The organism is Methylobacterium sp. Leaf112, from assembly GCF_001423295.1.
Classification (GTDB): Bacteria; Pseudomonadota; Alphaproteobacteria; order Rhizobiales; family Beijerinckiaceae; genus Methylobacterium.
In genome coordinates this window covers 119,194-144,917 of sequence record NZ_LMNG01000034.1, presented here as the reverse complement: position 1 = coordinate 144,917, position 25,724 = coordinate 119,194, and the positions used below count along the sequence as shown (strand labels likewise).

Sequence of the window (25,724 nt, the reverse complement as noted above, 5' to 3'; positions counted from 1 at the left end):
GGCCTCGGCTTCAAGCCGCAATCTTGCCGAGGGCCATGGCCTGTTCATCCGCGGACAGGTGACGCAGGGTCGGTCCCGAAGTCCAGACCAGCATCGGCACAATGCGCCGCCCCGGAAAGATCTGGGCGAGAAGCGCGGCATAGAGGGCGATCTGGCGGGTTTCGGCCTCCGGCAAGGGTGCATCCTCGGCCGGGGCACGACCGGTCTTGAAATCGGCCACCACCACCGCATCGGGACCAATGGCGAGGCGGTCGACCCGGCCGAAGACCGGGCGCTCGACCCCGTGCACCACGACGCGCCCGGACAGGGTCACCTCCGCCCGCGCACCGTGGGCGAAGAGCGGTTCCAGATCGGGATGATCGAAGAGCCGCATCGTGGCGGTGACGATCGCTTTGCGCGTCGCATCGTCGAGGGTCGGCGCACGCGCATGTACGAACCGGGTCGCGGCGGCCCGGCGTTTGCGTGGATCGAGACGCGGCAGATGCTCGATCAGCGAGTGGATGAGTACGCCCCGGCGCCGCGCTTGCGCATCGCCGAGACGCCGTCCGGGCTCACGCCTCGGATCGGCTGCCGCAAGGGCTCCGGACGGGCTCACGGGGGGAGGAGCCTCGGCCTCGTCGGGGACGGGGGTTTCGAGCCAGGAGGGTACGGACTCGGCCTGGGGCCCTACGATCGCGACCGCCGCCGGGGATACAGCGGTGCTGCCTTCGTGCCAGACGGTGACGGGGCCGTAAGGCCGTTCCAGTGTGGTGCCTGGTCCGATATCCGCCTCGACGCCCCGCCGGATCATCTCGCACCAGGGGGTCTCGGTCCCGGAATCATGGCCGCGATAGGGCGCGACGACGAGGCGGTCCGCCGCCCGGGTCATGGCGACGTAGAGAAGGCGATGATGCTCTTCGCGGGCCCGGGCCTGGAGGCCGGCCCGGGCCGCGCCGATGGGTTCGCTGTCGTAGGTCTTGGCGCTCGACCACACCGGCGGCAGGCCCCCCGCGAGGGTGAGAAGCGGGGGATCGTTGCGGCCCAGCGGCTCGCTGCCGTCGATGATCACCACCAAGGGTGCTTCCAGGCCCTTGGCGCCGTGAACGGTCATCACCCGGACCTCGTCGCGTCCCGATTCGAGGTCGCGCTTCACGGTGTGTCCGGCCTCTCCCCGCCCCGGCACCGTGGCGTAGCGGGCGAGGAACCCGCCGAGCGACGCCGCCTCGCCGGCCTGCTCCGCCTGGGCGGCGGTCGTAAGGAACACATCGATGGCGTCGCCCGCCTCGCCGCCCAGCCGCGAGACCAGGGCGCGGCGCCCCCCATGGGCACCGAGGATGGCGGCGTAGAAGCCGAACGGGCCTTCGCAGCCGGCCAGGCGAATCCACAGGCGCAAGGCGTCCTGCCCCCGAATCGCCGCGGGGTCGCCGGCGGCGGCATGGCGGGCCAGCGCGTCCTCCAGGGTCTCGGATTCGGCGCGCCGCGCGGCGATCCGCACGAGATCCTCGTCGTCGAAGCCGACCAGAGGTGTCTTGAGGGCGCCCGCCAGCGTCAGGTCGTCGGCGGGCAGCAGTCCGGCGCGGCCCACCGCAACGAGGTCGTTGACGGCGATGTGGGCGGCGATGTCGAGGCGATCCTGGCCGGCCACGGGCACGCCCAGCGCCTTCATGGCGCGGATCACCTCCTCGAAGGCGACGGAGCGCTTGCGCACGAGGATGAGGATGTCGCCGGGACGCCAAACCCGCCCGGTCTCGTCGCCCGCGGTGGTCCATGTCGCGGCCGCCCGCGCAACGCGACGCGCGGTGACCACCGCCGGAGCGCTGGCTTCGGGCGCATCGACGGGCGCGGCCCAGGCATCGGGCTCGACCTCGGGCTGTGGTTCGGCGACCGGCCAGAGTTCCAGGGCGCCGGGCGCGGTGGCCCGTGCCGTCGAGTGGACGGTGCCCACGGCCGCGTCCTCGAAGGACAGCCCGTCATAATGCTCGGGGATCTTGAAGGTGGCGTCGACGGCTCCGAGGACGCCGCGCGTCGAGCGGAACGACAGGGTGAGATGCACGTCCTCGAAGGGTAGGTCGGCCGCCGCCGCCGCCTTGATCCATTCCTTGCGGGTGGTCTCGAACTCACGGGGCTCGGCGCCCTGGAAGCTGTAGATCGACTGTTTGGGATCGCCCACGGCGAAACGCGTCCGCACCACGTCGCGGGCGCCTTCGCCGGCGGCGAACTCGGCGGTGATCCGGCGCAGGATCTCCCACTGAAGCGGATTGGTGTCCTGGGCCTCGTCGACGAGGACGTGATCGACACCGCGATCGAGCTTGTACAGCACCCAGGCGGAATCGACCCGGGCCAGGAGGTCGAGGGTCTTGTGGATCAGGTCGTCGAAATCGAGGGCCCCGAGGCGCGCCTTCTCGGCCTCGACCCGGCGGTGGATCTCGACCGCCAGGGTGAACAGCGCGCGCGTGCGCTCCAGCGCGCGCGCGCTGCGCAGGGCATCGTCGAGGGGGGCGATCCGGTCGCGCTCCTCGATGAGAGCCTGTCGAACCTCCTCCGGCACCGCCTTGGTGCCCAGGCTCCGGTCGGCCTTCGGACTGCCGTCCTTGGTGAAGAATACGGCGCGGTACGCACCGAGCCGCTCGGATCCCTCCGCCGCCTCGGCTTCGCGGAGCTTGTCGGCCAGTCCCTCGTCCGTGGACTTGCCAGTGCGCAGGCGGGCGGCGAAGTCCGTCAGATCGCCGAGGCCACCCGCGAGAATGCGGGCTTCGACATCCACCACGGTCTCGCCCGCCTTCAGGTCGAGGGCACCGGCGAGCGCCGCGAACGACCGTTCGAGCCCACCGCGTTCGGCGAGCACGCCGCGTGCACGCATGGCGGTACGGAGGGTGCGGCGGAGGGTGTCGCCCGTCGCCTCGGCGCTGACGATGGCCCATGCGGCCGAAAGGGCGTGGTCCGCGCGCGCCGAGATCGCCGCGGCGTAGACCGCATCCACCGCCGCCGCGAAGGCCGCATCCGCGTGATCGTCGTCCAAGACCTCGAAGCGGGCCGGTACGTTGGCCTCGAACGGGAACATGTGCAGCAGGCGCTCGCACAGGGCGTGCAGGGTTTCGATCTTGAGGCCGCCCGGCGTCTCCACGGCGCGGGCGAACAGGCGCCGTGCCGCCTGCAGCGTCTCGCGCGAGGGTGGCGCGCCGGTGAGCGCCGTCAGCTCACGGGTCAGGGTGGCCGCATCGAGGGTGACCCAGCGGCCGAGCACCCGGAACACCCGGATCGACATGTTGGCGGCCGCCGCCTTGGTGAAGGTGAGGCACAGGATGCGCGCCGGAGGAGCGCCGTCGAGCAGCAGGCGCACCACCCGGTCGGTGAGCACCTTGGTCTTGCCCGCCCCCGCATTGGCCGAGACCCAGGCCGACGCCCGCGGATCGGCGGCACGGCGCTGCGACGCCTGGGTGAGATCGTCGACGACGAAAGAGCTTTGCGAATGCGCCGTCATCAGGCTTCCTCTTCCCCACCGAGCGACCATTCGAGCACCCGAGCGAGATGGTCGTAATCGCCGTAGGACTTGGCGAATTTCGGGTAGGGGCGCGAGGTGTAGGCCGCCTCGCCGGTGAGGAAGCGGGCGAGGAGACCGCGCAGGCGGCCCTCGTGCTCGGCCACGATGGCGGCGACCTCGCGGTCCTCGCCCTTCGGGGGCTTCACGGGGAGCGGCTCGAACGGTTTGCGCCCGCCGGACGCGTACACGTAGAGGAGGTCCGGCGTGACGGGCGTCCGGGGCAGCCCGTCGAAGGCGCCGTGCATGAGCATGGCCGCCTCCAGGGTGAGCTGGGGCGAGAATCCGGCGAAGACCTCCTTGTTGCTCGGCGGCTGGCCGGTCTTGTAGTCGACGATGCAGGCGGTGCCGTCGCGGCCAAGTTCGATCCGGTCGGCGCGGGCGCGCAGGGTGAAGGTCTCGTTGCCCAGCGGAATCAGCCACTTGCCCGAGACCTCGCCGTGCACCCGGGTGAGGCCGCCCCGGCGCGCGGTCTCCCATTCGAGGAACCGCGTCGAGAGCCGCTCGTAGCGTGGCCACCATTCGGCATAGAGCGCCGGATAGGTCTTGGAGATCGTCGCGAACTCATCCCTGGCGATCGCTCCGAGCCGATCGCGGGCGATGTCGGGCTCGGGCAAGGCCTCCGGATAGGCCTGCGCGAACTTTCCCAAGATCTCGTGGACCAGGGTACCGCGCTCGCTCGCACCGGGCTGCGCCGCCACGGGTTCCAGGGGGTCGAGGCCGAGGACGTGGCGCGCGAAGATGACGTAGGGGTCGCGTACCAGGGTCTCGATCTCGGTGACGCTGAGGGTCCGGGGGAAGAGGGCCGGGTCCGGCCGTGGCTTGGGCTGTCCGAGGCGCGGTACGGGACCGCCGCCGCGGTCGAGGTGGGCGGCGTAGGCCGTGAACCGCCTGCCGCCCGCAACCGCCCGTTCCCAGCCCGCGTCCCCGACGAAGGCTGCCAGGCGCTGGAGGAAGCGCGACGGCACCGTCGGCGCGCCTTCGCGTTTGGCCGCCCGGGTGATGACGGCGTCGCGATGGCCCAAAGCCTGGACGAAGTCGTGGGCGCTCTGGCCGATGCGGCGCTCGGGCGGATTGAGGCCGACACGCTCGCGCATGGGCCGGTTGAGGAAGGCATCGGTGACCGTCTTCATCGGCCACACACCCTCGTCGAGGCCACCGAGCACGATGCGGTCGACGCTCATGAGGCGGGCCTCCAGGAGGCCGAGGATGCGCAGGCGCGGGTGTGGACGTCCGTCGCCGCAGGCCACCGGCCGCTCGCCGGCCAGTGCGGTGAAGAACGCCGGATAATCGGTGAAGTGGCCCGGCATGTCGCCGGGCTCCGCCATTCCAAGATCGTCGAACAAGGTGTCCAGGACGTCGAGGGACGCATCATCGAGGGGCTCGGGCGCCCCGTCGGGCGGCTGGGCCAACAGTGCCTCGACGGTGGCACGGTGACAGGCGGCGTAGGCGACGAGGTTGCCGACGCCGTCGTGGTCGGTCGGTAGGAAGCCCGCGAAGGCGGCCTCCAGGCGGGTGAGGATGTCCGACGCCAGGTCCCAGTCCTGATCGACGAGGCGGCGCTTGGCCCGGGGGCGGCGTCCGGTGGCGCTCCGCTGATCGGCGACCGCGCGGTGCAGGCCGGCGAAGCCCGGCGCGGGGGCGGGGCCGCGCAGGGCACCGATTTCCAAGGCGGCAGCGGCCCGCACCACGTCGCCCCGGGGCAGGCCGAGCCGGACGAAGGGATGGGCCAGGAGGGTGATGATCCGGCGCGGGCATAGGTCGGCGGCGCACTCGGCGGCGAGGCGCGCGAGGCGCCCGGCCCGGCTGCACGACAGGGCTTCGCCGGCGGAATCCTCGGCGACGATACCCCAGCGGGCGAGCTCGGCCGCGACCCGGACGGCGAGGTTCCGATCTGGCGTGACGAGGGCGGCGGTGGCGCCGAGCGTCTCGAGGGTTTCCCGCAGGGCGATGGCGATGCTCAGGGCCTCCTCGCGCTCGTCGTTGGTCTCGATCACGACGAGGCCCGCCATGCCGGCCTCGCCCAGCGCCAGGCGTGCGTCCGCGTCGAGGTCGGCCCACGCCTCCGTGGTCTCGGCCGGGCGCAGGGCCTGCGAGAGGAGCGCCGCGCGGGCGCGCGCCGCCGTGCCGGGCTCGCCCAGGACCACGACCGCAGTGCGGGGCATGTCGAGGCCGGTGGGACCGAGGAGCCGATGCAGGATCGCTTGCGGATGGCCGTGGGCGATGGTCTTCGAGAACCCCGCGCCGGTCTCGATGGCGTCCCACCCGGCCGCGTCGAGGTCGGTGTCGAGGCCCGGCAGCACCACGGCGCCGCGAGGCAGGCCGGCCACCGCCGCGATGAGCCGGGTGGTCGCCGGGACCGAGCCGGTGGACCCGGCGATGATCACCGGGTCGGACGGGCGGTCGCGGCGCAGGAGATCGGCCTCGGCGACGACGAGCCTGCGCGAACGCGCCACCGGGTCGCTCATGTGCCGATCGGCCAGGATCTTCGGCCAGTGCTCGGCGGCGATCTTCACGAAATTCAGGGTCAGGCCGAAATAGCGCGAGTACTCGACCTCGACGGCGCCGGCGATCTCCTCCCAGGGCAGCCCCTCGACGGTGAGCGCATCCATCAACCGTTCGAGATCGGCCGCAAGCGCCACGGCGTCGGAGGGCGAGGACGGCACCAGGAAGGGCACGTCGTCGTCCATGGGCAGGAGGGTGCGATCCACGGCCTCCGCCCATTGCTGAACGAGGCGGGCGAGGATCAGCCTGCGCTCCAGGGCCGGCATGGCGGGCGCGAGCACATCCGGTCCATTCTCGAGGAGCGGCGTTGTGGCGAGATCGAGTTCGGCCTCGTCGGCCTCTCCGAGCGGGATCAACCGGGGCAGGAGGGCGGCCTGCCTCAGGCGCTGGGCCAGAAGCGCCGAGAGTGCCTTCGTCGCCCGGCGCGTCGGCAGGTAGAGAGTCACGGCGGCGAGCGCGAAGGGGTCGTCGCCGAGATCGCCCACCAGCCGCCCCGACAGCAGGGCGTCGGCAAGCGTCGGCAGGAACGGCGCACCGGGCGGAATCGTGAAGACGTGGGACGGCGCGGCCGATTCGTCGTCGTGCACGGGGGTCAGGTCATTCACCGTCGATCTTCACGCCGCGGGCTCGTTCGCTCCGCGTTCCAACCGGTTGGAACGCTCAGCAAACCGTCGGTCACCATAGACCCGGGGCCGGCCCTTGCAATGCGGCGGCGTGAAGCCCGCTACGGCACCGGCGCGCTGGCCTTCACCCGGGCTTCGGCCGCGACGATGGCCTCGGGTGTGCCGACATGGAGCCATTGGCCATCGAGGCGCAGACCGTAGAGGCGGCCGGCCGCGATGGCGCGATCGAACAGGAGGTTGAGGGAGAAGGCGCCGTCGGGCGTGTCCGCGAACAAGCCGGGCTTCAGGATCGCGACGCCGGCATAGATGAAGGGCGCAACCTCGCGCTCGGCCCGCCGCTCGAGGCGACCGCCCGAACCCATGGCGAAATCGCCCGCCCCCTCGTAGCCGAGGCTGGTGGCCGTGGGGGCGACGAGGAGAAGGATGTCCATGGTCTGCGGCGACCACGCGGCGACAAGGCGGCCGAGGTTCGAGTCAGGCCCTTCGAGCCAGAATGAATCCGCGTTGAAGACCACGAACGGATCGCCGCCGAGCAGCGGCAGGGCCTTCTTCACGCCGCCGCCTGTTTCCAGCAACCGGTCGCGCTCGTCGGAGACGACGATCGCGGGCGCGGTCCGGCGCTTGCCGACATGCCCCTCGATGAGGTCGGCGAGGTAGTGGACGTTGACCACGGCCTGGGTGATCCCGCCTTCCGCCGCGCGGTCGAGGGCATGGTCGAGGAGGGCGCGCCCGGCCACTTCGACGAGGGGTTTGGGCACCGTCGCGGTGATCGGGCGCATGCGCTTGCCGAGGCCTGCGGCCAGGACGAAGGCGCGGGTGATGGGAGGCGTTTCGGACATTCCAGCGGGGTCTCGCATGGCGCGTCTGGGCGCGGGAGGAATCGATGAGGACGATCCGGTCCCCCGGGTCAAGGTGGCAGTCGGACCGTGCCGTCGGCCAGGGGAAGCAGGCCGGGGTTCCAGGCCACCTCCCAGAGCGCCCCGTCGGGATCGGCGAAATAGCCCGAATAGCCGCCCCAGAACGTGTCCTGAGCCGGCTTCACCAACCTGGCGCCGGCACGCACGGCATGCGCCAGCACCGCGTCGGCGTCGTCCCGACTCGCGGTGTTGTGGGCGAGCGCAAAGCCACGAAAGCCGCTGCCGTCCGGCGGTACGCCGGCATCCTCGGCCAGGGCCGCGCGGGGGTAGAGGGACAGGACGAGGCCGCCGAGTTGGAAGAAGGCGACGCCCTCCGACGCGTAGGCCGAGCGCGTCCAGCCCAACGCTTCGTAGAAGTTCACCGCGCGGGCGAGATCCGCGACGCCGAGGGTGACGAGGGTGAGGCGCGGATCCATCGGCTCAGGCCTCCTCGGGCGCCGGCTCCGGTGCGGCCTTCGGTACGAGATCGGGCAGGTGCTCGATGTGCCAGAGGCGCAAGCGGGTCAGGGCCGGGTGGGCGAGGTTGCGGGTGAGGTAGCCTTCGATCCGCGGCAGGTGGGCGAGATAGCCCGGCTTGCCGTCGCGGCGGTCGAGGCGGGCGAAGATGCCGAGGATCTTGGTGGCGCGCTGCGCCGCCAGCACCGCGTAGGCGCGGGCGAAGCCCTGCATATCGAAGTCCGGCTCGCGATTGCGGCGCTCGCGGACGTAGAGGCCGAGCAGGCGCAGTTCGAACTCGGCGGTGGCGTCGACCCGAGCGTCCTGGAGCAGGGAGGCGAGATCGTAGGCCGGGTGACCGAGCACGGCATCCTGGAAATCGATGAGGCCGATGCGCTCCAGACCTTCACGCTGGGGCAGCCAGATCAGATTCGGGGAGTGATAATCACGCAGGGTCCAGGTCGGCCGCTCAGGGATGACGCTGCCCAGGACCTCCGCCCAGAGCGCGACGAATTCCGAGCGGGCCGGGCCGGGCAGGTCCGCGCCCCGGATCGCCGGGCAGTACCAGTCGGGCAGCAATTCGGTCTCGAACACCAGGGCTTCGAGGTCGTAGGGCGGCAGGACGTGGTCGATCCCGTCCGCCACCGGCAGCACGCCGGGCAGTTCCGTGGCATGGAGCTTGGCAAGGAGCCGGACGGCTTCGGCGTAGCGCTCGGGGCGTGGGCCGCTCGCATCCGTGACCGGCTCGGAGCCGAGATCCTCGATGATGAGGAGGCCCTCGGCGAGATCCTCGCCGTAGATGCGCGGGGCCGAAAAACCGAGGGCCCGCAATCCGCGATCGACGCCCACGAATGCGTGGACGCTCTCGGCGAGCTTGACGATGGCGCTGTAGGGCTTGCCGTTGCGCACGGGGGGGCCGTCGCTGCGAGGCGGCGACACCATCAGCACCGCGCGGCTCCCGTCGGGCTTCATCAGCCGCTCGTAGGCGCGCGACGAGGCATCTCCCTGCATCGGGGTGCGCACGGCCTCGTCCCAGCCGCTGCGCACGAGCAGGATGCGCAGGGCCCGCGCCCGCTTCAGCCGGGCGGCCATGCCGCCTGAGCCGTCGATCCGGGCAAAGCGCGCGCCGTCGCCGAACTCGGCCCGCAGGGAGAGATCCACGGTGAGGATCGGTCCCTCACGGTGGCCCAGACGCTCGGGCCATTCCACCAGGGTGATGGCCGTCTCGGTCATCTCGTCGAAGCCGAGTTCGACGAGTTCGTCGGGGCTGCGCAGGCGGTAGAGGTCGGCATGGACGATCTGGCGTCCGCCCGCAGCCTCGTAGGGCTGGATCAGGGTGAAGGTCGGGCTCGGCACGTCGAGGTCGGGCGTACCGGCGAGCTCGCGAATGAGGGCACGCGCCAGGGTGGTCTTGCCGCCCCCGAGCCCCCCGGACAGGGCGACGAGGTCGCCGGGCTCCAGCAGTTCGGCCAGGAAGCGGCCGAGATCCTCGGTGGCGCCCTCGTCGGGAAGCATGATCTCCCAGGCCGATCTCGCCTCACGCTGAAGCGTGTCCGCACCGTCCTCGTTCAACACCCAACTCCTACCGTGGCCGCGATCCGTCGCGGGGCCGCACGACGTCCAACATCATAGACGCGCATCCTTAACCAAAACCCCGGGACGGCCGAAGGGTCCCGTGGAAGGCTTACGAATCGGATGTGCCCGCTACTCGGCGGCCGCCCGGCGGGTCGTGCCGGTGGCGATCGGGAAGGTACAGGTGACGCGGGTGCCGACGCCCGGGGCGGATTCGAGGGCGACGCGTCCGCCATGCAGCTCCACGAACGAGCGCACGATGGACAGTCCGAGGCCGACGCCGCGGTGACGCGTCCCCAGGGTGTTGCTCTCGAACCGGTCGAACACCCGGGCGGCGACCTCCTCGGGGATCCCCGGACCGTGATCGACGACGGCCAGGGTCAGCTCGGTGGCGCTGCGGCGGACCTCGACGCGGACGGGCTGGCCCGGCGCGGAGAAACCGACCGCGTTGGACAGCAGGTTGAACAGGATCTGGCGCACGCGCTTGCCGTCGGCGACGAAGCTGCCGATGTCCTCGGGTACGTCGAGGTCGAGGACGATGGCGGCCTCGGCGAGGCGATCCTCGAGACCGCGCACGGCCGCCTCGACGGTGGCGCGGACATCGACCACCTCGCGCGACAGCTCCAGGGAGCCGGCATCGATGGAGGCGAGATCGAGGATGTCGTTGATCATCACCAGAAGCGCGCCCGAGGAGCGCATGATGTGGCCGGAATACTCGCGCTGGCGCTCGTTGAGTGCGCCCACCGTCTCGTCGCCGAGAAGCTGGGTGAAGCCGATGATGTTGGTGAGCGGGGAGCGCAGCTCGTAGGAGACGTGGTTCACGAAGGTGTCGCGCAGTTGCGAGGTGCGCTCCAGGGCGTCGTTCTTGTCGGTCAACGCCCGCTCGACGTTCACGCTCGCGGTGACGTCGATGAGGGTGAGCAGGGTGGCGCCCTCGGGCAGGGGCTGGGCGGCGCAATCGAGGACGGTGCCGTCCACCACTTCCAGGCGACAGGTCAGGCCGGAGCGGCTCTCCAGGCCCGTGATGGCGCCGCGGATGTCGAGCCAGGGCTCCTCGTCGGGCGAGAGGGCGCGGCAGGCCTCGATCACCGCATCGACGCGGGGGCGCTCGGACAGGGTCGCGGCGTCGAGGCGCCACAGGGTGGCGAAGGCGCGGTTGGCGAAGGTGAGGCGGCCGTCGGCGCCGAACACCGCCACGGGCTCCTTCAGGGTGTCGAGGGTCTCGGCCTGGACCCGCATGAGCGCGTTGTAGCGCGATTCGAGCTTCATGTTCTCCGAGACGTCGTCGAACAGGTAGGTCAGGCCGCCCTGCGGATTGGGATCGGCGACGACGCGCAGGGACCGGCCGTCGGGCAGGTACCACCACGCCTCGCTGGCCTCCACGGCGCGGTAGGCGGCGAGCACGTCGGCCTTCCACGACTTGAAATCGGCCTGCTCGGGCAGTTTTCGCGACGCGCGCAGGCGGTCGAGGATCTCGCCGTCGAGGGGCCGGGCCTCGAGGAAGGCCTGGTCGAGGTCCCAGAGCTGGCGGTAGGCGGCGTTGTGGAAGATCAGGCGCTGGCGGGCGTCGAACATCGCCACCGCCGTGGGCAGCTGGTCGAGGGTGCGGACGTTGGCGTCCATCTGGCGCTGGAGGTCGGCGCGCACGCTCTCCAGTTCGGACACGTCGACGGCGATGCCGACGCGCCCGGCCTCCACCGCGCTCTCGGTCACGTCGAGGATGCGCAGGCCGCCGGCGACCACGGCGGAGAGGCGCAGGGCGGGGCGGGCGCCGGTGGGGGTCCGGGCTCCGTCGTCGCGGGCGATGAGGTCGCGGGCCTGCCGGTCGAGGAGTTCGAGGCCGAGCGCCGCCTCGCGGCTGTCCGCTTCCACGGCCGCCACGTAGGCGGTGTTGACCCAGGCCAGCGCCCCGTCGCGGTTGCGCCGCCACAGGGGCTGGGGAATCGCGTCGAGGAGGCCGCCCAGCGCCGAGAGGCCGCGCCGCGCCTCCTCGAGGGTGAGGCGCAAGTCTATGAGTTCACGGCGTTCTTCCGTGGTCTCGCGCAACCGCAGGAGGGCGCGGCCGGCGAGCGCCTGACCCTGCGCCTCGACGAAGCGGCCGTCCTGGGTGCGCAGGCTGAGGCGAAAGCCGGTGCCGCGGGCGCGCAGGCCCTCGATGGCGGCGGCGAGGTCGCGCGCGTCGGAGGGCTGGAGCCAGGTGCCGAACTGGAGCAGGTACGCCGGATCGTCGGCCGCGACGCGCCGTCCGTCGAGGGCGAGGCCGGTGTCGCCCTCGACGAGTCCGGGGCCGCGCCCGGTCCAGGTGACGATGACCTGGCGCTCGGAATTCAGCAGCATTTCGGCGCGATCGTTGGCGCCGCGCAGGTGGGTGAGTTCGTGGGTGAGCTCGGCCTCCCGGGCGCTCCAGCGGGCGCGCTCGCGCATGTGGAGCAGGGCGAGGATGGTGGAGAACACCGTCAGCCCGATGAGGATCGCGAGGCCGGCGGCATTGTGGGTATGCGGTCCGAGGCCGCTCGTCCAGGCGGACGGGTCCGTTCCGGGACCGGCGGCCTGCGCCGTTCCACCGGCGGTTGCGACGACGACAGCACCGGCGCACACCACGGCGCGCGCCGTTCGATCGACCCTCATGATCCGGTCCGCCCCCAAGAATCCCTGACGCGCCGCGCATCGCGACCGCTTCCCCGCCGGCCCCGGAGGGCGTCGGCGGATCACCCCACCTGAGGAATCGACCCCACACTAGCGCGAGGCGGAATCCTCCCGGAAGAGGGTTAAGCCGGACTTATCCGGTTTCGGGCACGCGGGCCGCCGAGGCCGCAGAAAAGTCACAGTACGGTCAAGCTCGGGCGGCCGGGCGCGGAGGGGCGGGCATGAAAAAAGCCCGGCGGAAAGCCGGGCTTTTTCACGAAACCGCGAGGGATGGGGGCGCCCCCGCACGGGGGCGCCGTCCGACTCAGTAGCGGTAGTGGTCGGGCTTGAACGGGCCGGTCTCGGCGACGCCGATATAGGCGGCCTGCTCAGGGCTGAGCTTCGAGAGCTTCACGCCGATCTTCTCGAGGTGGAGGAGCGCCACCTTCTCGTCGAGGGCTTTCGGCAGGGTGTAGACCTGCTTGTCGTACTTGCCCGGGTTGGTCCAGAGTTCGATCTGGGCGAGCGTCTGGTTGGTGAACGAGGCCGACATCACGAAGGACGGGTGGCCGGTGGCGTTGCCGAGGTTCACCAGGCGGCCCTCCGACAGGAGGATGATGCGGTGGCCGTCCGCGAAGGTGATCTCGTCCACCTGCGGCTTGATGTTGGACCACTTGAGGTTCTTGAGACCCGCGACCTGGATCTCGTTGTCGAAGTGGCCGATGTTGCAGACGATGGCCCGGTCCTTCATCGCCCGCATGTGGTCGAGGGTGATGATGTCCTTGTTGCCCGTCGCCGTCACGAAGATGTCGGCGCGGGGCGCGGCGTCTTCCATGGTGACGACCTCGTAGCCTTCCATGGCGGCCTGGAGGGCGCAGATCGGATCGACCTCCGACACCAGCACGCGACAGCCGGCGTGACGGAGCGACGAGGCCGAGCCCTTGCCGACGTCGCCGAAGCCCGCGACCATGGCGACCTTGCCGGCCATCATCACGTCGGTGCCGCGGCGGATGCCGTCCACCAGCGACTCGCGGCAGCCGTAGAGGTTGTCGAACTTCGACTTGGTGACGGCGTCGTTCACGTTGATGGCCGGGAAGAGCAGCTTGCCCTCCTTGGCGAGGTTGTAGAGGCGGTGCACGCCCGTGGTGGTCTCTTCCGAGACGCCCTTGATCGAATCGGCGAGGCCGGCGAACCAGCCCTTGGGCTTCTCGGCGAGCTTCTTCTTCAGCAGGGCGAAGAAGATCTCTTCCTCTTCCGATTCGGGCTTGTCGAGGAAGGCGGTGTCGCCGTTCTCGGCGCGCAGGCCGAGGTGCACGAACATGGTGGCGTCGCCGCCGTCGTCGAGGATCATGTTCGGCATGCCGCCGCCGTGCCAGTCGAACAGCTTCGACGTGTAGTCCCAGTACTCCTCCAGGGTCTCGCCCTTGATGGCGAAGACCGGGATGCCGGCGGCCGCGATGGCGGCGGCGGCGTGGTCCTGGGTCGAGTAGATGTTGCACGAGACCCAGCGGATGTCGGCGCCGAGCGCCGCCAGGGTCTCGATGAGCACGGCCGTCTGGATCGTCATATGGAGCGAGCCGGCGATCTTGGCGCCCTTCAGGGGCTGGCTCGCGCCGTACTCCTCGCGCGTCGCCATGAGGCCGGGCATTTCGGTCTCGGCGATGGAGATCTCCTTGCGACCGTACTCGGCCAGCGCGATGTCCTTGACGATGTAATCCTGGGCCATGGGGGTTCCGTCTCTCTGCTGCGTGTTGGCGGGGGCTATAGCAGGGGACGGGATGCGAGGCAATCAAGACATAAAGATGTCTTTATGCGAGGCATTCCAAGGTGGCGGTGTCGGGGCCGCGCGCGGTCGGCGCGCCGCATCCCCTTCCGCCCGGGCTGCGCCCGCCGATCCGGCGCGGGCCAGCACCGCTCCACGCGGCGATCGGTCTGTGCCGTCTTTCAGGGACGCCGACGCCAGCTTCGGGACGGGCCTGTCCGTCCGCTCCACGACCAATTCGGGCGGATTCTTGTCGGTCCGCTCTCGAGAGGCTGTGTCGCAGGAACGGGCGTTCGCTCAGGGAACGCGAGGGGGCTACTTCACGCACCGATCGGTTAGTGTGCCGAACGCAGATGCCCTTTTTGCAAGGAGAGAAGCCGTCTCCGGCTCGGCCCGATGGTTGTCCGATCTCATTGCGCGCCCGTGGCGACGAGCCAGTCGACGAATGCCGTGAGGGTCGACGTCTTGTCCGCGTCGTTCGGAACGAGGGCCACGTAGCCGGGGCGCGGGACGAGGATCTCCGGGAACGGGGCGACGAGCCGTCCGGTCGCCAGGTCGCCGGACAGGACGGGCAGGGGACCGAGGCCGTAGCCGAGCCCGTCCGCCGTCGCCTGCAGGGCGACGAAATAATGGTCGAACGTCCGGCGGCTGCCCGTATCGGGGGAGAGGCCGGCGGCGGCGAGCCAGTCGCTCCAGTCACCCGGACGCGTCTCGCTCGTCAGCAGCGTGGCGCCTTCGAGGTCGTGCGGTGTGCGCAGGGGGCGGGCCGCGAGCAGGGTGGGGCTCGCCACCAGGGTGTTGGCCTCCCGCAGGAAGGGGACCGCGCGGTAGGCGCCCCAGGGATGGTGCGCTCCCGTTCCGAGGCGCGGCTCGCGCCGGACCGCGAGGTCGAAGCCGCCGCGCAGGGCGTTGTGCAGGGTCGTGGTCGTCGTGACGACCACCTCCGCCTCCGGCCGCGCCGCGTGGAAGCCGTCCAGGCGCGGGATCAGCCAACGCATGGCGAAGGTCGTGGGCGTGTTCACCCGCAGGGTCCGCGGCGCGAGGGGCCGGCCGCAGATCTCGGCCGCCGCGTCGAGCCTGTCGAAGGTGAGGCTGACCGCTTCCGCGAAGGCCCGGGCCGCGGGCGTCGGGACGCTTCTGCGCCCGACCCGCACGAACAGACGCTGGCCGAACCACGCCTCGAGCACGGCGACCTGACGGCTGACGGCCCCGTGGGTCAGCCCGAGTTCGGCCGCCGCGGCGGCGTGGCTGCCGGCCCGGGCGGCGACCTCGAAGACGCGCAGCGCATGGAGGGGTGGAAGACGGCGCATCGGACCTCCGGGCTCGCATCCGTGAGCTTAGCGCACGGGTCGCGTGAGTCGAACGGTCCTCATCGCCGGATCCTCACGGGTGTAGCCGTTACGGCGTCGGCGGCGGGTGGCTGTGGAAGGATGAGCGATGACGACGACCACGGCGGAACCGGACGGGCGGGCCACGGGCGCGACGGATGGGGCGGGCGACACCCGCGCGCCCCGGCGGACGCGCACCCTCGCGACGATCGGCGTCAACCACGCCCTGCACGACGGCTACACGGACCTGATCTACGTGCTGCTGCCGGTCTGGCAGGTGGAGTTCGGCCTCGGCTACGTCGCCCTTGCGCTGGTGCGCTCGCTCTATGTCGGCGCGCTGGCCGGCCTGCAGATGCCCGCCACGGCTCTGGCTCGGACGCTCGGGGCGCGCGCGGTTCTGGTTCTCGGCACGTTGCTGGGTGCGGGCGGCTACGCGCTGGCCGGCGCCTCGGGCGGTGTCACCGGCCTCTGCGTCGCCCTGGCGCTCTCCGGCGCGGGCAGCAGCACCCAGCATCCCCTCGCCTCGGCGGTGATCGCCCGGACCTATGGGACGGGGGCGAGGGGGCCGCTCGGCACCTACAACTTCGCCGGCGATCTCGGAAAGGCGGCGCTGCCCGCACTCGCCGGGCTTCTCCTCACCCACCTCGACTGGCGCCTCGTGCTCTGGCTCGCCGCCGGCCTCGGGGTCGTCGTCGCATTCGGGGTCGCCACCCTGCTGCCCCGCGAGCCCGTCCCGCGCGAGGAAGCGCCGGCGCGCCCGCACGCGGCCATGCCCGGCGCCGGCTCGACGGACCGGACCGGCTTCGGGCTCCTCGTCGCCGTCGGCATGCTCGACAATGCCGCCCGCCCGGCTTTTCTCCTCTACCTGCCGTTCCTGCTGCAGGAGAAGGGGGCGGTCCTGGCGACGGTGGGCGTCGCGTTCGGCCTCGCGGCCGTCGGCGGTGCGCTGGGCAAGGCGATCTTCGGCCGGCTCGGGGAGCGCTTCGGGGTGACGCGCTGCGTGATCCTCTCCGAGGCGGGCACGGCGGTGGCGATCCTGCTGGTCGTCGCGCTCCCGCTCGCCCCAACCCTCGCGGTGCTGCCCCTCCTCGGCCTGATGCTGAACGGAACGTCCTCCGTGCTCTACGGCACCGTGCCGGAACTCGCGCCGCACGGTCGCGTCGAGCGCGCCTTCGCGGTCTTCTATACTTGGACGCTCGGCGGCAGCGCGGTCGCGACGCCCCTGCTCTACGGCCCGCTGGGCGATGCGGTCGGACCGCGCTGGGCCGCCGTCGCGGCCGCGGCCACGGCCTTCGCCGTCGTCCCGATCATGCTCGTTCTGTCGCCGCACCTCGCGCGGAAACCATGAACTCCGTTCAAAACCCCGATGCCACCGATGGCGACCGCTCGGATGCCTCTGACGCACCTGACGCCGCACGAACTGCACCCGTGATGCCGATCACCGGCGGCCGCCGTGGCATCGGGACCGCGACCGTGCGTCTTGCGGCACGGCGCGGCTACGACGTCGCCTTCAGCTACCTGTCGAACGACGCGGCGGCTGAGGACCTGAGCGCTGCGATCGAGATGGAGCGTCGAGGCGCGATCGCCGTACGAGCCGACAGCGCCGATCCCGCCGAGGTCTCGCGGATGTTCGACCGCGTCGACCGCCGGTTCGGTGGGCTCGATGTCCTCGTCGACAATTCCGCCATGATCGCACGACCATCTCGCTTCGAAGACCTGGACCATGAGCGCCTGCGGCGCGTCTTCTCGGTGAATGCAATCGGCCCGATCCTCTGCGCGCAGCAAGCCGTGAAGCGCATGTCGCATCGCCATGGCGGGCGTGGGGGCGCGGTGGTCAATGTCTCCTCGGCCTCCGCTCGCCTCGGCAGTCCCAGCGAGTCCGTGGACTACGCGTCCTCAAAGGGCGCAGTCGAGACCATGGCGATCGTCTTCGCAAAGGAGGTCGCGCGCGATGGCATTCGGAGGAACTGCGTGGGGCCCGGCCACATCTACACCAAGATGCACGCGAGCGGCGGCGAAGCCGGGCGCGTGGATCGCGTGAAGGACAGCATTCCAATGGGAGGGGGTGGCGAGCCCGAGGAGGTCGCGCGAGCGATCCTCTGGCTGGCCGGCCCAGAGGCCTCGTTCGTCACCGGTACCTTCCTCGACGTGACGGGCGGCAAGTAAGCGCGACCGCTTGTGGAGCGCCGCGATCCATGGCGGACAGGCGGTGTCTCGCTCAGCGTCCGCTCCCGGGCGTCGGGTCAGATAACCCGAACGACTGGGTCGGGTCGGGACCCGTCCGTCCACTCTGCGACCGGGTCGGGTGAAAAGCGGACCTACCGCGTACCGGGACGATCTGTGAGAAGGCGGTATGGTCACGTTCTTCGCTTACGCGGGCGCAGCGCTCGCTGAAATCGCCGGGTGCTTCGCCTTCTGGGCTTGGCTGCGCCTCGACAAGTCGGTGTGGTGGATCGCGCCGGGAATGGTCTCGCTCGGGCTGTTCGCCTACTTGCTGACACTGGTCGATAGCGAGGCGGCCGGGCGCACTTACGCCGCCTACGGCGGCGTCTACATCGCAGCCTCGATCGTGTGGCTCTGGCTTGCCGAGGGGCATCAGCCCGACCGCTGGGACTTGAGCGGCGGGGCTATCTGCGTCGCAGGCATGGCCGTGATCCTCTTCGGCCCAAGGGGATGAGCGTTCCGTACGCCAGAGTCCGCCGAGGTTGGATCGTCGTCGGCTGGCTTTCGGGACGCTCATGAGCGTGTGCGCTGATCGATCAATCCGAGGCGGGGTACGACCGTCCTGGGAGCAAGGATGGCACCAGGGGCGACAACCGCGTTCGCGCCGATGCGGCACCCATCTCCGACGAGCGCGCCGAACTTCAGCGTGTCCGACTCTATCGTCTTGCCGCTATAGTTGATCCGGAGGCGAGGATCGGCCAAATCGTTCCGGTAATTCGCGATAATCGAGCCGGCTTCGAGATTGATATCACTGCCGAGAATGCTGTCCCCAACGAAGTTGAAATGAGCGAGCTTCGACCCTTGGAACATGAGGGTCGTCTTGAGTTCAGCTCCGGGCCCCACGATGCAGTCGCTGTCGATCCAGCATCCGCCCCTGAACAAGCATGCCGCTGCAACAAGGCAATTTGGCCCGACGATCAGGGGGCCCTTCATCACGGCACCGGTCTCGACCGTAGTCGTGCGATGAACGGCGATGTCGCCCTCGATCTCGTAATCCGCGTCGAGTGTCGCCAGAATTCCTGTGACCAAACCTGCCGCGTTGGCCACGATATCCCACGCCTCTTCCGTCGCCCGCTCGCCAAGGGGCGAACTACACCAAGATGCGATATGCGCATCAACAATGCTCATTCGGCACGCACGCGTTTTCCTTACAGCTCCGTGGTCCTTACAGCTCGGAGAGTGCCGTACCGTCTACGGCGTGCCAGCCTCGGTCAATCGTTCGCCACGAGTTCGGATGGCAGGCTCCGGGCGATGCGACGGCATTGTTGAACGTCCGGGTTGGGTCCAAGGCCGTGTCAAATTCCGGAGGTGAGGGCTTTTGCGGTTGGGTGACGTCCCGGTCTGGCGAGCAGGGGGTGTTCATCGCATCGAACGGGTTCCTACGGTCGGGAAACGGCCGGTTTTGGTTCGAGCTCCCCTGGACGGCTTCCCGGCCTATTCGGCGGACGATCGAAGCCCGCGCTCAGGTGGGGGATCGTCCGCCGAGAGTTTGCGGCTTCCCAGAATGTTGAGACCGCGCGTCAAATTTTAGGCCAGGACCTGAAGCGCCATAGCACGTCTTCATGCTCCCACCGCGTCACCCGCCGCTCCTTGCCCGTCGTGCAGGACGCCTTCTTCGGGCAGGCAGCGCGTGCATTCGTCCAGTACCGATGCAGCGTCAGGCCATTCTCCACCGTGGTGCAGCGGTGGGACAGCCGAACGCTGGCGAGGGATGCGACGCCGAACTCCGGGGAGCCCGGCATCCGCGCCATCAATCGAGCGTGAGGACGATCTTGCCGATCTGCTCGTTGGATTCGAGGAATCGGGTCGCCTCCCGGATCCGGTCGAACGGGAAGGTCCGCGACACCAGCGGATCGAGCTTGCCGCTTTCCAGTCCCGCCAGGATGAAGGCCTTCGCACGGGCAAGCGCCGCGTCGTCGCCGACGATCTCGGTGTAGAGGTATCCCTTCAGGGTCAGGCTCTTGCCGAGCACGGAGAACTGCGGGAACGGACCCTCGTCCGGGCTCAGGGCACCGTACTCCAAGAGAATGCCGCCCACGGCCATGACTTCGGCAAACTGCGCGATGGCAGGGCCACCGATCGGATCGAACACCACGCGGGCCCCCTTGCCCCCGGTGATGTCCTTAACGCGCGCCGCCAGGTCGCCCCCGTCCGTGGCGATCACATGGTGCGCGCCGGCATCAAGCAGCGCCTGCGCCTTGGCTTTCGTGCGGGTGGTCGCGATCACCGTCGCCCCGACGCTGCGGGCGATCTGGAACGCCGCGATGCCGACGCTGCTCGACGCCGCCGATACGATGACGACATCGCCGGCGGTGAGTTTCGCCTGATCGATGAGCGCGCCCCAGGCGGTGACGTACTGCATCCAGGACGCGGCGGCCTGCTCGAACGACAGGGCGGCCGGATGCTTCACGACGGAACGCGCGGGAATGTTGATGACCTCGCCGTAGGTGGGCCAACGCGACATATCGAGGGTCGGGATGACGCTGACGGCATCGCCTTCGGCGAACCCGGACACATCGCGGCCTGTCGCCTTGACCGTACCGGCGGCTTCGTAGCCGAGCTGCGAGGGGAAGTTCGCTTCCTGCAGGTAGGCGCCCTTGCGGAACATCACCTCCGCACGGTTGAGGCCGATTGCGCGAACCGCAATCTGCACCTCATCGGCGGCAGGCCCGGGAACCTCGATGTCCTCGATGCGCAGCACATCTGCGGAACCGTATTCGTGAAAACGTACAACGCGGGTCATGGGTCGTTTCCTTATCTTGCGTGCACCGGTCAGATGTCAGAGGCAGATCGCACGCGCGACGCGAACGCCGAACTCGGCATCCGGGTTGGTCCGGCCGTCGCCGACGCGCTCCTGGACCACCGCCACCACGAGGTCGCGCCGCTTGGGCAGGCGGGCCCTTTCGGCTGCCGCGAGCGCGCCCGGCATCTCGTCACGCGTCAGATCCGTGCAGTAGCCCGGCGCCCCGGGTTGCTGGCGCCACGACTCCGCCAGGGACCCCGCGTCGAAGGCGTCGAAGCCGGTCTCCTCAACGAGACGCAGGCCGACGCGGCGGTCTTCCTCGCGGTCGGCCGCGACCGGGATGGCGATGCGTCCCGGCGTTCCGGAGGGTGAACCCTTCTCGGCCAGCGAGCCCGAACCGATGGCATTCCAGGCCTTGACGATGGGCCGTCCGAGTTGCTCGGAGACCCACAGGCTCTCGACCTGGCCCGCCTCTATGGCGTCGATGGCCCCGTCGCGCATCGGGTAGTAGTTCGAGGTGTCGATGACGACGGTCTTGTCGGGTATCGCCCGGATCAGAGGGGTGATCTTCCGGATACCGGTCGGCGGGATGGAGAGGATGATGACGTCGACATCCGCGGCGGCATCCTGTGCCGTGACGGCGCGGGCGCCCGACGAAAGTATGTCGGCCCCGATGGTCTCGGGACCGCGTGAGTTGGCCACCTTCACATCGTGCCCGGCCGCGCTGAGCTTCGTGACCAGGGATTTGCCGATATGTCCGATACCGATGATGCCGATCTTCATGCCCTGTTCCCTGAACGCGTCGGTTGCGATGCAGCAGGAACTATGGGTAGGTAGAGGGATCAGCAAGAACCTACCAAAAGGTGGGTAGCCCACCTGGAGGTTAGTATGAATGCGGGGCGCGATTGGTTCTGCGAGGACCCGAAGCAGCAGCTCGTGTGGGCGGCGGCGACCAGCGAGACCCTGCGGGTGCTGGAGGGCAAGTGGAAGATCGTCATCATCGTCCAGCTCTTTGCCGCAAAGGTGCCGCTACGGTTCTCGGAGCTGGAGAAGCGGATCGAGGGCGTGAACCAGAAGATGCTGATCCAGCAGCTCAAGGAGTTGGAGAAGGACGGCATCGTCACCCGGACGGTCTACCCTCAGGTGCCGCCGAAGGTCGAGTATGCTCTCAGCGCAATGGGGGTTGCGCTCGGGCCATCCATCGAGGCGCTGATCGACTGGGCTTTCGCCCGCCGGGAGGCGATGGGCCTCGCGTCCGCAGACGTCGCCGGCTGATGCATTCGGGTTGGAGGCGGAACGTCCGGTTCCGGGCGAAGGGCCAGGGTCCGGCTCCCACCCCCGAGCCGAAGTTGCCCGAGGGCAGCTTTCGGGAACACCCATGGCAATCCAGGGTCTGGACTCGATCAGCACCAGAAAGCGATGACGGCAGCGACTGCGATGGCCGAGGCGTAGTTTCGGGCCAGCTTGTCGTAGCGGGTGGCGATGCGACGGAAGTCCTCGAAGCGGTTGAAGGTCGCTTCAATCCGCCAGCGTTCGCGGTAGCGGCGTTTGTCGTGGCGGATCTTCCGCTTGCGGCCGCGCTTGCCGGGGATGATCGGCGTGATGCCTTTTTCCCGTAGGCTGGCCCGGAGCCAGTCGGCGTCGTAGCACTTGTCGGCGGCCAGACGACGGATCCGACCGGGAGCCTCGGCGAGCACGGCTGGGGCGGCGGTGACGTCGCTGGCGTTGCCCGGCGTCAGCAGGAGGACGCCGGGGCGGCCGAGGACATCGGTGAGAACGTGGATCTTTGTTGTCTGGCCCCCGCGTGACGGGCCGATGACTTGCACACGAGCCCCCCTTTACCGCCGTGCGCCGAGCGGTGGGCCTTGATGTCGGTGCTGTCGATGGCGGCCGCCTCGCCCGCCCATCCGCTCTTGGCCAGCGCCCTCGACATCGCCCGCCAGAAGCCGCGACGGGACCAGCGATCGAAGCGGTTGTAGACGGTCGTGCGTGGACCATAAGCGGCTGGGCAGTCGCGCCAGCGGCAGCCTGAGGTGAGCACGTGGAGGATGCCGGAACCGAAGGACCGCGCAGCGAGATGACTTGCCGATCATCGTTCCGCTCTGGCCCGGGCTGGTTCGTGGGCATGAACGGCTCCATCACCGCCCACTGCTCGTCGGAAAGCCAGAACAGGTCTGCCATCGCCGCCTCCATGCTGCAAACAGCGTCTCAGAATCACGAAACGAGAGCGCTCGCACCACCTTAGTTCGGTTCACACCCTAATAAACCTTAAGTTAATACAGCAAATGATTCAACGATCCAACGAATTAACACCACAATTGTAGGGGTAGATCTACGATCTGCTCACGGGCCAGTAAAGTCAACAGCGTTCACTGCCAGCCACGGAAGGCACAAAGATGAACTCAGAATATCTTAAAAAATCTTATGGAAAAAACTTCTATCAAATAATAGATGGGGATACAAATTCTCAAAAATTACCAAAATTATGGCAGAGCTTGGCAAATAACGACAAAAATACCCGGTTAAAAAAACTTAACAGTTTATTTGTCGATATATTCAGACACATGCCAAAAACACAAGCCCATCTCAGAGAGACGACAATCGACGCCTATGTTATTTTTATTGAAAAAATAGGCAATATTCTTGTCGCTGACCGGGCTATGAATGGTCAAATATTTTCATATCGGAGTTTTGAGCCGCATGCGAGCAGCAAATTTGGCGGGAGCGTTGGTGATTTCTATTCTAAACTGAATGGTTTTTCTGACTTTCTTTCGATGGGCGGACTCGTGCCACAGTCAGAGATTTTGCCGCTCGGAGAAGACGAATATGAATATTGGACCGCTCCTTCTTCGGAAGTCGCAGAAAAAAACAAGAATTCGTCTTATGAGCTTATATTTAACAGTGGCGGCAAAGGAAAGGGGTATGTGAATGTCGATAGTACATTTAATAATAATCCCCTCGCTTTAATACTTTGGCTTGACGACACTGAGCCGTTGGAGGAAATGGAATTTTGGGACACTTACGACAACTGGACTTTTATAGGAATGCAAGCAGGTTAAAATTTCTTAATAGTAATTCAGCGAGGTTTAAAATGATTGAGTGGCTATCTCTGCCCCAAATTTTGCTGAGTTTTAGGACTCGTTTGATAACGATGTCTTACGATTAGTGAACGGCAAAAATGTTCGAACATAATCTCTTTAATATACCTAGAAGCGGATCAAGTACCTCATGTTATCTCCCACCATCGAGGTAAAAGTGCCCATGCCGAGTGATCCCGTATTATCTAAAGATGTCATCGTGAAGCTCGACGAACTTCTTCAGCAATCGGGAGAGGCTGAACGTGGAGGAGATTTAAATCAATCACTTACACAAGGCCAAGTTGCCTGGGATATTCTACCTGAGCCCAAAGCGTCTTGGGATTTTTATCCACAGATTATTGCGCGAGGTATGTTACGCAAATTTACAGCGAAGCGTGATATCGATCAGGTTAAGGCTTGGCTGCAACTCACTTACGAGGCATATGCAGATAGTGAGCACAACAACCATTTTGTGAATATGCTGGAAGGAAGCGTTTGGCGTTCACTTGGCGATGATGATAATGCCTACACTATTTTTGAAAAGATCTATGATCGCGAGGGTCGAAATGGGTTTAGAGGTCAAAATGTCAATCACCTTGAATGGTTCTTGAAACAAAGAGCGCAGCGCCGTGGATAGTCTGTTGCCTGACGCAATCTTTAAAGACGTGGAAGATTTGTCCGAGTGCGGCAATACGCACATGCAGGCCGGTCTCTATGATGCTGCTGTGGTCGTTTGGCAACAAGCGCTTCGCCTGCTGCCTCCACCTCAAGCGCAATGGGATGCTGCCTTGTGGCTGCACGCGTCTATTGGAGACGCTTTTCGCGCGAAAGGTGAGATCGCGGCAGCGCTCGACAGTTTTCAGAACGCCGCACGGTGCGCTGATGGCGCAGTCAATCCGTTTGTCTTGTTTAGTATCGGGGCTTGTAATGTAGATTCAGGCCATGAAGATGTTGCTGTCGACCCCTTTCTGCGAGCCTATATGCTGGAAGGCGAGGGGATTTTCGAGGGCCAAGATCCAGAATACATCAAAGTGCTACAGAAAAGAAACCTCATCGACTATTGACACCTTAATTTAGAGGCACACCGATCGGAGCTCGTTCCGGACATCTATGAAACGATCGCGGTGAGCAGGTGTCCGGGTGAGCACGTCTTCGGACGTGTGCCGCTCGCCCTCGGCGCCGGTGCCGGTCTGGGGCAAGGCGGACGACGAGGAGAACTGCTCGCGTTCCGCTCGGCCTGCTCGGGTGTGCTGTAACCGAGGGCCGAGTGGATGCGCTGCCGATTGTCGTATCCTTCGATGGAGGCGAACAGGTCGCGTCGGGCCTCGTCCCGGGTCACCCATCGGCGCTGGTGGACGAGTTCGACCTTGAGGGTGTGGAAGAAGCTCTCCATCGGGGCGTTGTCGCAACAGCGGCCCGTTCGGCTCATGGAGGGTGTCGCCCGCGTGTCGGCGAGCTGGTTTCGGTAGGCTTCTGCCGCGTATTGGCTGCCGCGATCCGAGTGACAGATGAGGCCGACCCCCGGTCGCTGCCGTTGGGTGGCCATCGTCAAGGCGGCCGATGTCAGCTCGGTCCGCATATGATCGCGCATGGACCAACCAACGCTCTTGCGGGTGGCGGGATCGAGTATGGCGGCCAGGTGGAGCCAGCCCTCGCCGGTGGGCAGGTCGGTGATGTCCGCCAGCCAGACCGTGTGGGGCAGGGCAGCCGAGAAGAGCTGCTTGAGGAGGTCGGGTGCGACCGGCAGATCGTGACGGCTGTCGGTCGTGCAGGGCCGGAACCGACGCCCAGCCAGGGCCCGGATGCCTTGGCGGCGCATGAGGCGCTCCACGCGTCCGCGACTGGCTGTTCGGCCCTCCGCGCGCAGCGCGGCATGCACCCGAGGTGAGCCGTAGCGCCTATGATGCCCGGCATGGATACGCTGGACGTCGGCCAAGAGCTGACGGTTCGACGCTGACCGGGCGCTCTCGGGGCGTGACCGCCAGCCGTAGTCGCCGCTGGGGGAGACTTCGAGCACGCGGCACATGAGACGCACCGGCCAGGTGCTCGCATGCTGCTCGATGAAGGCAAACGTCACATGGGCATCTGCGCGAAGATGCCGATCGCTTTTTTTAGGACGTCGCGCTCCATGCGCGTCCGGTCGAGTTCACGCCGCAGCCAGGCGATCTCGGCGGCTTGGTCGGAGGGAGACGCCACCGGGCTCGCAGGCGCGGCTCCCGGTGACCCTGCTCTCCGCGGTGGTGGGGAGCCACCCATCAGCGCCGAGCGCCACGGCCTCAGCATCGAGGGTTGGATCCCGANCGCAGGCGCGGCTCCCGGTGACCCTGCTCTCCGCGGTGGTGGGGAGCCACCCATCAGCGCCGAGCGCCACGGCCTCAGCATCGAGGGTTGGATCCC

At 67.9% G+C, this 25,724-nt stretch carries 18 protein-coding genes and 3 pseudogenes; 7 read left to right on the top strand and 14 right to left on the bottom strand.

What is annotated here, in order from left to right; genetic code table 11:
• Window positions 1-10: 10 nt before the first annotated feature.
• The 8 genes from addA to ASF52_RS21030 all read right to left on the bottom strand — a co-directional run bounded on the left by addA (window position 11) and on the right by ASF52_RS21030 (window position 15,266).
• Window positions 11-3,460 carry a double-strand break repair helicase AddA gene (addA, locus tag ASF52_RS21065; protein WP_056176531.1) on the bottom strand — a complete coding sequence of 1,150 codons (3,450 nt, stop codon included), beginning with the start codon at window positions 3,458-3,460 and terminating at the stop codon, window positions 11-13.
• A complete protein-coding gene (addB, locus tag ASF52_RS21060; protein ID WP_244473893.1) occupies window positions 3,460-6,627 on the bottom strand; it encodes a double-strand break repair protein AddB in 3,168 nt (1,055 codons plus the stop codon). Before addB ends, addA begins: the two co-directional genes overlap by 1 nt.
• A 119-nt stretch (window positions 6,628-6,746) precedes the next feature.
• The gene (locus ASF52_RS21055; protein WP_056176529.1) at window positions 6,747-7,484 is read right to left on the bottom strand and encodes a nucleotidyltransferase family protein; all 738 of its coding nucleotides are present in this window, start codon (window positions 7,482-7,484) and stop codon (window positions 6,747-6,749) included.
• A 68-nt stretch (window positions 7,485-7,552) separates the two neighbouring features.
• Window positions 7,553-7,978 (bottom strand): VOC family protein, encoded by a 426-nt coding sequence (locus tag ASF52_RS21050; RefSeq protein ID WP_056176527.1) that lies wholly within the window; start codon window positions 7,976-7,978, stop codon window positions 7,553-7,555.
• Window positions 7,979-7,982: 4 nt separating this feature from the next.
• Window positions 7,983-9,512 carry a tRNA (adenosine(37)-N6)-threonylcarbamoyltransferase complex ATPase subunit type 1 TsaE gene (tsaE, locus tag ASF52_RS21045; protein ID WP_056176965.1) on the bottom strand — a complete coding sequence of 510 codons (1,530 nt, stop codon included), beginning with the start codon at window positions 9,510-9,512 and terminating at the stop codon, window positions 7,983-7,985.
• Between the two features lie 189 nt (window positions 9,513-9,701).
• Window positions 9,702-12,197, bottom strand: coding sequence for a sensor histidine kinase (locus ASF52_RS21040; RefSeq protein ID WP_056176524.1), 2,496 nt, complete (start codon window positions 12,195-12,197; stop codon window positions 9,702-9,704).
• A 322-nt stretch (window positions 12,198-12,519) separates the two neighbouring features.
• On the bottom strand, window positions 12,520-13,920 hold the full coding sequence (ahcY, locus tag ASF52_RS21035) for an adenosylhomocysteinase (protein ID WP_056176521.1): 1,401 nt from the start codon (window positions 13,918-13,920) through the stop codon (window positions 12,520-12,522).
• A gap of 446 nt (window positions 13,921-14,366) precedes the next feature.
• A complete protein-coding gene (locus ASF52_RS21030) occupies window positions 14,367-15,266 on the bottom strand; it encodes a LysR substrate-binding domain-containing protein (protein WP_056176519.1) in 900 nt (299 codons plus the stop codon).
• 127 nt (window positions 15,267-15,393) lie between these two features.
• On the opposite strand from ASF52_RS21030, the gene ASF52_RS21025 reads away from it, so the two are divergent.
• The 3 genes from ASF52_RS21025 (at window position 15,394) to ASF52_RS21015 (ending at window position 17,961) form a co-directional block, all read left to right on the top strand.
• On the top strand, window positions 15,394-16,632 hold the full coding sequence (locus ASF52_RS21025; RefSeq protein WP_056176513.1) for an MFS transporter: 1,239 nt from the start codon (window positions 15,394-15,396) through the stop codon (window positions 16,630-16,632).
• Window positions 16,629-17,450, top strand: coding sequence for an SDR family oxidoreductase (locus ASF52_RS21020; protein ID WP_200937415.1), 822 nt, complete (start codon window positions 16,629-16,631; stop codon window positions 17,448-17,450). Before ASF52_RS21025 ends, ASF52_RS21020 begins: the two co-directional genes overlap by 4 nt.
• Before the next feature lie 187 nt (window positions 17,451-17,637).
• Window positions 17,638-17,961: a YnfA family protein gene (locus tag ASF52_RS21015; RefSeq protein ID WP_056176506.1), complete on the top strand. Its 324-nt coding sequence runs from the start codon at window positions 17,638-17,640 to the stop codon at window positions 17,959-17,961.
• Window positions 17,962-18,020: 59 nt separating this feature from the next.
• Here ASF52_RS21015 and ASF52_RS21010 read toward each other — a convergent pair whose 3' ends face one another.
• The 4 genes and pseudogenes from ASF52_RS21010 to ASF52_RS21000 all read right to left on the bottom strand — a co-directional run bounded on the left by ASF52_RS21010 (window position 18,021) and on the right by ASF52_RS21000 (window position 21,033).
• Window positions 18,021-18,635 (bottom strand): LpxA family transferase, encoded by a 615-nt coding sequence (locus ASF52_RS21010; protein WP_056176503.1) that lies wholly within the window; start codon window positions 18,633-18,635, stop codon window positions 18,021-18,023.
• A 422-nt stretch (window positions 18,636-19,057) separates the two neighbouring features.
• Window positions 19,058-19,213: pseudogene (locus tag ASF52_RS23395) on the bottom strand (IS5/IS1182 family transposase); the annotation flags it as partial.
• A 44-nt stretch (window positions 19,214-19,257) separates the two neighbouring features.
• A complete protein-coding gene (locus ASF52_RS21005) occupies window positions 19,258-20,250 on the bottom strand; it encodes a zinc-dependent alcohol dehydrogenase family protein (RefSeq protein WP_056176500.1) in 993 nt (330 codons plus the stop codon).
• Between the two features lie 36 nt (window positions 20,251-20,286).
• Window positions 20,287-21,033: an NADPH-dependent F420 reductase gene (locus tag ASF52_RS21000; RefSeq protein ID WP_056176498.1), complete on the bottom strand. Its 747-nt coding sequence runs from the start codon at window positions 21,031-21,033 to the stop codon at window positions 20,287-20,289.
• 105 nt (window positions 21,034-21,138) lie between these two features.
• On the opposite strand from ASF52_RS21000, the gene ASF52_RS20995 reads away from it, so the two are divergent.
• Complete coding sequence (locus ASF52_RS20995; RefSeq protein ID WP_056176495.1) at window positions 21,139-21,525, top strand: winged helix-turn-helix transcriptional regulator; 387 nt, start codon at window positions 21,139-21,141, stop codon at window positions 21,523-21,525.
• Window positions 21,526-21,653: 128 nt separating this feature from the next.
• Here the strand turns inward: ASF52_RS20995 and ASF52_RS22280 are convergent.
• Window positions 21,654-22,431 (bottom strand): annotated as a pseudogene (locus tag ASF52_RS22280) (IS5 family transposase).
• 215 nt (window positions 22,432-22,646) lie between these two features.
• Between ASF52_RS22280 and ASF52_RS22795 the strand changes: the two are divergent.
• The 3 genes from ASF52_RS22795 (at window position 22,647) to ASF52_RS22785 (ending at window position 24,391) form a co-directional block, all read left to right on the top strand.
• The gene (locus ASF52_RS22795) at window positions 22,647-23,309 is read left to right on the top strand and encodes a hypothetical protein (RefSeq protein WP_156630264.1); all 663 of its coding nucleotides are present in this window, start codon (window positions 22,647-22,649) and stop codon (window positions 23,307-23,309) included.
• 169 nt (window positions 23,310-23,478) lie between these two features.
• Entirely contained in the window at window positions 23,479-23,964 is a 486-nt protein-coding gene (locus tag ASF52_RS22790; RefSeq protein ID WP_156630262.1) for a hypothetical protein, read from the top strand.
• Entirely contained in the window at window positions 23,957-24,391 is a 435-nt protein-coding gene (locus ASF52_RS22785; protein ID WP_156398920.1) for a tetratricopeptide repeat protein, read from the top strand. The genes ASF52_RS22790 and ASF52_RS22785 overlap by 8 nt, the downstream gene beginning before the upstream one ends.
• Window positions 24,392-24,546: 155 nt before the next feature.
• Here the strand turns inward: ASF52_RS22785 and ASF52_RS20985 are convergent.
• Window positions 24,547-25,627 (bottom strand): annotated as a pseudogene (locus ASF52_RS20985) (IS3 family transposase); the annotation flags it as partial.
• Window positions 25,628-25,724: the final 97 nt, after the last annotated feature.

Bases quoted from the DNA above. Each gene is read 5' to 3' on its own strand.
- ASF52_RS21005 (WP_056176500.1), bottom strand. From the start codon at position 20,250: ATGACCCGCGTTGTACGTTTTCACGAATACGGTTCCGCAGATGTGCTG.
- ASF52_RS22795 (WP_156630264.1), top strand. From the start codon at position 22,647: ATGAACTCAGAATATCTTAAAAAATCTTATGGAAAAAACTTCTATCAA.
- ASF52_RS22790 (WP_156630262.1), top strand. From the start codon at position 23,479: ATGTTATCTCCCACCATCGAGGTAAAAGTGCCCATGCCGAGTGATCCC.
- ASF52_RS21020 (WP_200937415.1), top strand. From the start codon at position 16,629: ATGAACTCCGTTCAAAACCCCGATGCCACCGATGGCGACCGCTCGGAT.
- ASF52_RS21015 (WP_056176506.1), top strand. From the start codon at position 17,638: ATGGTCACGTTCTTCGCTTACGCGGGCGCAGCGCTCGCTGAAATCGCC.
- ASF52_RS21025 (WP_056176513.1), top strand. From the start codon at position 15,394: ATGACGACGACCACGGCGGAACCGGACGGGCGGGCCACGGGCGCGACG.
- addA (WP_056176531.1), bottom strand. From the start codon at position 3,460: ATGACGGCGCATTCGCAAAGCTCTTTCGTCGTCGACGATCTCACCCAG.
- ASF52_RS21010 (WP_056176503.1), bottom strand. From the start codon at position 18,635: ATGAGCATTGTTGATGCGCATATCGCATCTTGGTGTAGTTCGCCCCTT.
- ahcY (WP_056176521.1), bottom strand. From the start codon at position 13,920: ATGGCCCAGGATTACATCGTCAAGGACATCGCGCTGGCCGAGTACGGT.
- ASF52_RS21030 (WP_056176519.1), bottom strand. From the start codon at position 15,266: ATGCGCCGTCTTCCACCCCTCCATGCGCTGCGCGTCTTCGAGGTCGCC.
- ASF52_RS21055 (WP_056176529.1), bottom strand. From the start codon at position 7,484: ATGTCCGAAACGCCTCCCATCACCCGCGCCTTCGTCCTGGCCGCAGGC.
- ASF52_RS21000 (WP_056176498.1), bottom strand. From the start codon at position 21,033: ATGAAGATCGGCATCATCGGTATCGGACATATCGGCAAATCCCTGGTC.
- tsaE (WP_056176965.1), bottom strand. From the start codon at position 9,512: ATGCTTCCCGACGAGGGCGCCACCGAGGATCTCGGCCGCTTCCTGGCC.
- ASF52_RS21050 (WP_056176527.1), bottom strand. From the start codon at position 7,978: ATGGATCCGCGCCTCACCCTCGTCACCCTCGGCGTCGCGGATCTCGCC.
- ASF52_RS21040 (WP_056176524.1), bottom strand. From the start codon at position 12,197: ATGAGGGTCGATCGAACGGCGCGCGCCGTGGTGTGCGCCGGTGCTGTC.
- ASF52_RS20995 (WP_056176495.1), top strand. From the start codon at position 21,139: ATGAATGCGGGGCGCGATTGGTTCTGCGAGGACCCGAAGCAGCAGCTC.